3 protein-coding genes are annotated in these 7,274 nt (G+C 72.1%); 1 reads left to right on the top strand and 2 read right to left on the bottom strand.

Going from position 1 to position 7,274, the window contains the following annotated elements; all coding sequences use genetic code 11:
- Positions 1 to 3,492: multifunctional oxoglutarate decarboxylase/oxoglutarate dehydrogenase thiamine pyrophosphate-binding subunit/dihydrolipoyllysine-residue succinyltransferase subunit (locus J7E86_RS29160; RefSeq protein ID WP_215085817.1), on the top strand; the 3,492-nt coding region annotated here is incomplete at its 5' end.
- Between the two features lie 84 nt (positions 3,493 to 3,576).
- Here the strand turns inward: J7E86_RS29160 and fxsT are convergent.
- Positions 3,577 to 6,588 (bottom strand): FxSxx-COOH system tetratricopeptide repeat protein, encoded by a 3,012-nt coding sequence (gene fxsT / locus J7E86_RS29155; protein WP_215085816.1) that lies wholly within the window; start codon positions 6,586 to 6,588, stop codon positions 3,577 to 3,579.
- A 62-nt stretch (positions 6,589 to 6,650) separates the two neighbouring features.
- Positions 6,651 to 7,274: HEXXH motif-containing putative peptide modification protein (locus J7E86_RS29150; protein ID WP_251019847.1), on the bottom strand; the 624-nt coding region annotated here is incomplete at its 5' end.

Below are 7,274 nucleotides of genomic sequence, written 5' to 3'. Positions count from 1 at the left end.
GCCCCGGCCGTCGCTGCGCCGGCCGCTCCCGCGGCGAAGCCCGCCACCCAGGCCCCCGCCGCTCCGGCGAAGCCCGCGGTCGCGAAGCCCGTCGCCAAGGCCGCCGCGCCGACGGAGCCCTCCGCCGGTCCCGAGTTCGTGACGCTGCGCGGCCCCTCCGCCGCCGTTGCCAAGAACATGAACGCCTCGCTGGAGCTGCCGACGGCCACGTCCGTCCGCGCGGTCCCGGTGAAGCTGCTGTTCGACAACCGCATCGTCATCAACAACCACCTCAAGCGGGCCCGGGGCGGGAAGGTCTCCTTCACCCACCTCATCGGCTTCGCGATGGTGCAGGCCCTCAAGGCCATGCCGTCGATGAACCACTCCTTCACGGAGAAGGACGGCAAGCCGACCCTCGTCAAGCCCGAGCACGTCAACCTCGGCCTGGCGATCGACCTGGTGAAGCCCAACGGCGACCGCCAGCTCGTGGTCGCGGGCATCAAGAAGGCCGAGACGCTCAACTTCTTCGAGTTCTGGCAGGCGTACGAGGACATCGTCCGCCGCGCCCGGGTCGGCAAGCTGACGATGGACGACTTCACCGGGGTCACCGCCTCGCTGACGAACCCCGGCGGCATCGGCACCGTGCACTCCGTGCCGCGCCTGATGCCCGGCCAGGGCCTCATCCTCGGCGTCGGCGCCATGGACTACCCCGCCGAGTTCCAGGGCACCTCGCAGGACGCCCTGAACAAGCTGGGCATCTCCAAGGTCATGACGCTGACCTCGACGTACGACCACCGCGTGATCCAGGGCGCCGCCTCCGGCGAGTTCCTGCGGATCATGAGCCAGCTGCTGCTGGGCGAGAACGGCTTCTACGACGAGATCTTCGAGGCGCTGCGGATCCCGTACGAGCCGATCCGCTGGCTGCGCGACATCGACGTCTCCCACGACGACGACGTCACCAAGGCCGCCCGCGTCTTCGAGCTGATCCACTCCTACCGGGTCCGCGGCCACGTCATGGCCGACACCGACCCGCTGGAGTACCGCCAGCGCAAGCACCCCGACCTCGACATCACCGAGCACGGGCTCACGCTGTGGGACCTGGAGCGCGAGTTCGCCGTCGGCGGCTTCGCCGGCAAGTCGATGATGAAGCTGCGCGACATCCTGGGCGTGCTGCGCGACTCGTACTGCCGCACCACCGGCATCGAGTTCATGCACATCCAGGACCCCAAGCAGCGCAAGTGGATCCAGGACCGGGTCGAGCGCGGCCACTCCAAGCCCGAGCGCGAGGAGCAGCTGCGCATCCTGCGCCGGCTGAACGCCGCGGAGGCGTTCGAGACGTTCCTGCAGACGAAGTACGTCGGCCAGAAGCGCTTCTCGCTGGAGGGCGGCGAGTCCGTCATCCCGCTGCTGGACGCGGTGCTGGACGCGGCCGCCGAGTCGCGCCTGGACGAGGTCGTCATCGGCATGGCCCACCGCGGCCGCCTGAACGTGCTCGCCAACATCGTCGGCAAGTCGTACGCGCAGATCTTCCGCGAGTTCGAGGGCAACCTCGACCCGAAGTCGATGCACGGCTCCGGCGACGTGAAGTACCACCTGGGCGCCGAGGGCACCTTCACCGGCCTGGACGGCGAGCAGATCAACGTCTCGCTGGCCGCCAACCCCTCGCACCTGGAGACCGTCGACCCGGTCGTCGAGGGCATCGCGCGCGCCAAGCAGGACATCATCGGCAAGGCGGGCACGGACTTCACCGTCCTGCCGGTCCAGCTGCACGGCGACGCGGCCTTCGCGGGCCAGGGCGTCGTCGCGGAGACGCTGAACATGTCGCAGCTGCGCGGCTACCGCACCGGCGGCACCGTGCACATCGTCATCAACAACCAGGTCGGCTTCACCGCGCCGCCGGAGTCCTCGCGCTCGTCGATGTACTGCACCGACGTCGCCCGGATGATCGAGGCGCCGATCTTCCATGTGAACGGTGACGACCCGGAGGCCGTGGTCCGCGTCGCGCGGCTCGCCTTCGAGTTCCGCCAGGCGTTCAACAAGGACGTCGTCATCGATCTGATCTGCTACCGCCGCCGGGGCCACAACGAGGCCGACAACCCCTCGTTCACCCAGCCGCTGATGTACGACCTGATCGACAAGAAGCGCTCGGTGCGCAAGCTGTACACCGAGTCGCTGATCGGCCGTGGCGACATCACCCTGGAAGAGGCCGAGCAGGCCCTGCAGGACTACCAGGGTCAGCTGGAGAAGGTCTTCACCGAGGTCCGGGAGGCCACCGCCGCCCCGGTCGCGCCCGAGGTCCCGGCCGCGCAGGCCGAGTTCCCGGTGCCGGTGAACACCGCGATCTCCCAGGAGGTCGTCAAGCGGATCGCCGAGTCGCAGGTCACCCTGCCGGAGCACGTCACGGTGCACCCGCGCCTGCTGCCGCAGCTCCAGCGCCGCGCGTCCAGCGTCGAGGACGGCACCATCGACTGGGCCATGGGCGAGACCCTCGCCTTCGGCTCGCTGCTGATGGAGGGCACCCCGGTCCGGCTGGCCGGCCAGGACTCCCGCCGCGGCACCTTCGGTCAGCGGCACGCGGTGCTCGTCGACCGGGAGACCGGCGAGGACTACACCCCGCTGCTGTACCTGTCCGAGGACCAGGCGCGCTACAACGTCTACGACTCGCTGCTCAGCGAGTACGCGGCGATGGGCTTCGAGTACGGCTACTCCCTGGCCCGCCCGGACGCGCTGGTGCTGTGGGAGGCCCAGTTCGGTGACTTCGTCAACGGTGCCCAGAGCATCACGGACGAGTTCATCTCCTCCTCCGAGCAGAAGTGGGGCCAGACCTCCGGCGTCACGCTGCTGCTGCCGCACGGCTACGAGGGCCAGGGCCCGGACCACTCCTCGGCCCGGATCGAGCGGTTCCTCCAGCTCTGCGCGCAGAACAACATGACGGTCGCGATGCCGACCCTGCCGTCGAACTACTTCCACCTGCTGCGCTGGCAGGTCCACAACCCGCACCACAAGCCGCTGATCGTCTTCACTCCGAAGTCGATGCTGCGTCTGAAGGCCGCGGCGTCGAAGGCGGAGGAGTTCACCAGCGGTGCGTTCCGCCCGGTCATCGGTGACGACACCGTCGACACGGCCGCCGTCCGCAAGGTCGTCTTCTGCTCCGGCAAGGTCTACTACGACCTCGTCGCCGAGCGGACCAAGCGCGGCGCGAACGACACGGCGATCGTCCGCATCGAGCGGCTGTACCCGCTGCCGGGTGCCGAGCTCCAGGCGGAGTTCGCCAAGTACTCGGGCGCGGAGAAGTTCGTCTGGGCCCAGGAGGAGCCGGCCAACCAGGGTGCGTGGCCGTTCATCGCGCTCAACCTGATCGACCACCTGGACCTGGCTGTCGGTGCCGACATCCCGGCCCGGGAGCGGCTGCGCCGGGTCTCCCGGCCGCACTCCTCCTCCCCGGCGGTCGGCTCGGCCAAGCGCCACCAGGCGGAGCAGCAGGCCCTGGTCTCCGAGGTCTTCGACATCTGATCCCGGAGTCCCCAGGGGACGAGGGCCGGGCCCCCACCGCGATCGCGGTGGGGGCCCGGCCCTTTTGCCGTACGGGTGGCGCGCTCAGCCCAGGTAGGGCTCGAAGTCCCAGTACGGGCGGACCCGCTGGCGGGCGGAGAGGGCGTGCGGGTGCTGGGCGCCCAGGGTGCGGGTGAGCCGCTGGAGGGCGTCCTGCTCGACCTTGGACGCCTCGTCGTGCTCGCGCAGCGCCCGCAGGTCCGCGGCCAGGGCGACCTCGGCGGACAGGGTGAGGGGGTGGTCCTCGCCGAGGGCGTGCCGGGCCCGGCGCAGGGTGTCGCGGCTGAGCTGGACGGCGCCTTCGAGGCGGCCGTTGAAGTTGCGGCCGGCGGCGGCGTTGAGGGCGCAGCCCAGCACCCAGGGGTGCTCCTCGCCGAGGGTGGCGGACAGCCCGGCGTAGGCGGCCTCGAACATGGTGAGCGCCTCGGCGCGGTCGCCGGCGGCCTGGAGGACCAGTCCGGTGTTGGTGAGCATGCCGGTGGTGATGGGGTGGGCGGGGCCCAGCAGGGCCCGGAAGCCGCTCTCGCCCTCGGCGATCAGGTCGCGGGCCTGGCCGAGGTCGCCGTGCTCGCGGGCGTGGTTGCCGTAGTCGACGACGAGGCCGATGGTGGCGTAGTGGCCCCGGCCGTGGACCTGCTCCATCTGATCGAGCAGGCTGGCCATGGCCGCGCCGACGTCCTGGCCGCCGCCGGCCCGCCGTTCGCACAGGACGAGGTTGTGGCGGGCGCGCAGGGTCTGGGGGTGCTGGGGGCCGAGGACCTGGAGGTGCAGCCGCATGCCGAGCTCCTGGCGGGCCAGGGCGTCGCGGTAGCGGCCCATCATCCGCAGGTCGCGGGCGCAGGCGATGCCGGAGACCAGGGTGGCGGCGTGCCGGGCGCGCAGCAGGGACTCGCGGCGGCGGAGGTTCTCCAGGTCGGTGTCGTACGCCTCGGCGTAGTGGCCCAGCAGTCTGAGGCCGACGCCGAGGTTGTGCTGGGCGTTGAGGGTGAAGTAGTCGGCGGGGCCGAGGAGTGCGCGGGCGCTGTCCAGGACCTCGCGCTGCATCTGGAGGGCCTCGGCGTACTGGCCGAGGTAGCGCTGGTCGGCGGCGAGACAGCTGGTGGCGGTCATCAGTGCGGTGGAGTCGGCGGCCGGCGTCACGGCGCGCAGCCGTTCCAGCATGTCCCGGTCGAGCTCGTAGGCGGCGCGGAAGATTCCGTACGAGCGGAGGATGTTGCCCTGCTGGGCGGTGAGGTCGAGCATCCGCCGGTGCTCGGGCGGGAACAGCTCCGTCCAGTGCTCGCGCACCTGCTCGGCGAGGTCCATGCCGGTGCGGAACTCGCCGCTGCGGTGGCAGTAGCGCAGGCAGTTCAGGACGGTCTCCTGGACGCGCTCGTCGCGGCTGCCGAGGGCGCCGGAGGGCTCCAGGTGGGGTAGGAGCTCGGCGTAGCGGGGCCAGAGCCGGGAGTCCTGGGGGTTGCCGGGGTCGGCGGCGGCGAGCATGCGGCGTACGACGCGGCGGTGGGCCCGGCGCTCCTCGGGCGAGGTGAGCCGGGCGACGATGTCGTGGACGAGGCGGTGCATGTGCACCGACTCCTGTTCGGGGCCCGGCTCGCCGGGGATGGTGCCGCGGGTGTCGCGGGTGAAGACGGAGTAGTTGACCAGGGAGTCCAGGGCGCGGGTCCAGCTGGGCAGGTCGCTGGCGAGCCAGGTGAGGTTCTCGGGCAGCTGGTCGGCCGGGAGGTGGCGGACCAGGCCGATGGGGATGCGGCCGGGGGCGAAGGAGGTGCACAGGGTCAGGAGCTCCACGGCGTGCGGCTGGGTCTCGCGGAGCCGGTTGATCAGTATCGACCAGGAGGTGAGGGAGGAGCGCGGGACGCCGTCGAAGTCGCCCTGGTCGGCGAGGCCGGAGAGCTCGCCGTCGCGGACCATGCGCAGGTAGTCGGTGACCTCCATGTCCGACTCGCCGAGCCAGGCGGCGGCCTGGACCAGGGCCAGGGGGATGTCGCCGAGCTCGGCGGCGACCTCGGCGGCCTCCGCGGCGGTGATCCGGGGGGCGCGGCGCATCAGATAGCCGGTGGATTCGTGCCGCTGGAAGCCGGGGACCTCCAGCGGGATGGCGCCGCCCGCGGTCCAGCTGCGGTTGCGCGAGGTGATCAGGACGTGGCCGGGGCCCTCGGGCAGGAGGGTGTCGGCGCCCTCGATGTCGTCCCAGCCGTCGAAGATCAGCAGCCAGCGGCCGTAGGGGTCGCCGCGGCGCAGCGCCTCGTGGACGGCCCGGATGCGTTCGCCGGGCTCGGAGCCGCTGGCCAGGCCCAGTTCGGGGGCGAGTTCGCCCAGGCGTTCGCGCTGGGTGCCGCGCATGTCGGAGTTGACCCACCAGATGACGTCGTAGTCGGAGCTGAAGCGGTGGGCGTACTCGGCGGCGATCTGGGTCTTGCCGATGCCGGACATGCCGAGGAGGGCGCAGACGGCCGTGCCCTGCTCGGCGTCCATGAGGTGTTCCTGGAGGCGGTTGAGCAGGTCGTCGCGGCCGGTGAAGCGGCTGTCGCGGCGGGGCACCTCGCCCCAGACGGCCGGGGGGTCGTTGGGGTAGCGGGAGCCGGGGCCGGCGGGGAGGCTGCGCGGCGGGGCGCCGGTGGGCAGGCCGAGCCGGCCCAGCAGCCGGCGCTCGGCCTCCTGGGAGCCGATGCCCCACAGGTCGACGGGTTCCAGGACGGCGGTGGCGGGCAGCAGGGAGCGGTTGGTGAGGTTGACGGCGGCGAACCGCTGGGCGTTGGCGGCGACGATGCCGCGCAGGGCGTCGCTCCACTCGCCCTCGCGGCGCGGGCCCAGTTCGAAGAACCAATCGCTGAGGACGAGCAGCAACCGCCCGGAGGCCAGCAGCAGATCGCCGAGCGCGGTCTCCAGGGGCACCTCGCGGCGGGGGTCCCAGCGGTGCAGGGTGACCCGGTGGCCGTGGCTCTCCAGGCGGTGGGCGATCCAGGTGGCCCAGGGCCGGTGGAAACCGGCGAAGACGACGACGAAGTGCTCGCCGCCGTGACCCGGGCGGGCCTGCGCACCGGTTCGTTCGCTCATGCGCACGTCTCCCTCATGCTTCGCACCCGCGGCGGCCGGGACGGTCCGGCGCAGCGGCAAGATTACCGTACGTCACCGACCGGTGACGTACCGCCAATGGTGGCAGGTTCGCCGACGGAGGGTGCCAGGCTCGCGAGGTGGCTCCGCATGCCCCTCGCGAACTCCCCGCCGGCCGGAGTCAGTTCACTGGATTCAAGCAGCACGGCCAGGGCTTCCGCGACCTGTCGGCGGTAGGAATCGGCGCGGTGACGGGCGTCCCGCCGCTCGGCGGGCGGCAGCGCGGCGCCGGCGCCGGCGCGCGCCCAGAAGTCGGCCAGCGCCAGGTGGGCGTAGGTGCCCTGGAGGACGCCGGCCAGCGGACGCGGGTCGGAGCGCCAGGCGACGCGATAGGCGGCGTGCGGGCGGGCGTGGTGCAGCGGCAGCAGGTCGTGCAGGACGGAGAGCTTGCTGTGCTGGGTCTCGTGGACGAGCACGGCGGCCAGGTCGGCGGCGGTCTCGGGGAGGGTGGTGAGCACGGCGCCCGGGGCGGCCCGGAAGGTCGCGCTGACCTTCGGTACGTACGCGCCGTCCCGGGCGAGCGGCACCAGGCAGCGCACGAGGGCGGCGGCCTCGGCGGCGCGGGGCGGGTCGACGGCGCGCAGCAGCTCCAGGGCGGCCCGCCAGCGCCGGGCCCAGGGCTGGTGGCG

This window comes from Streptomyces sp. ISL-11 (assembly GCF_018614525.1).
In the GTDB taxonomy this organism is placed as follows: Bacteria; Actinomycetota; Actinomycetes; order Streptomycetales; family Streptomycetaceae; genus Streptomyces.
The sequence above is the reverse complement of the archived record's forward strand: the minus strand, read 5'-3'. Positions and strand labels throughout refer to the sequence as shown.

Excerpts from the sequence above, each read along its gene's own strand:
- fxsT (WP_215085816.1), bottom strand. The coding sequence starts at position 6,588 with ATGAGCGAACGAACCGGTGCGCAGGCCCGCCCGGGTCACGGCGGCGAG.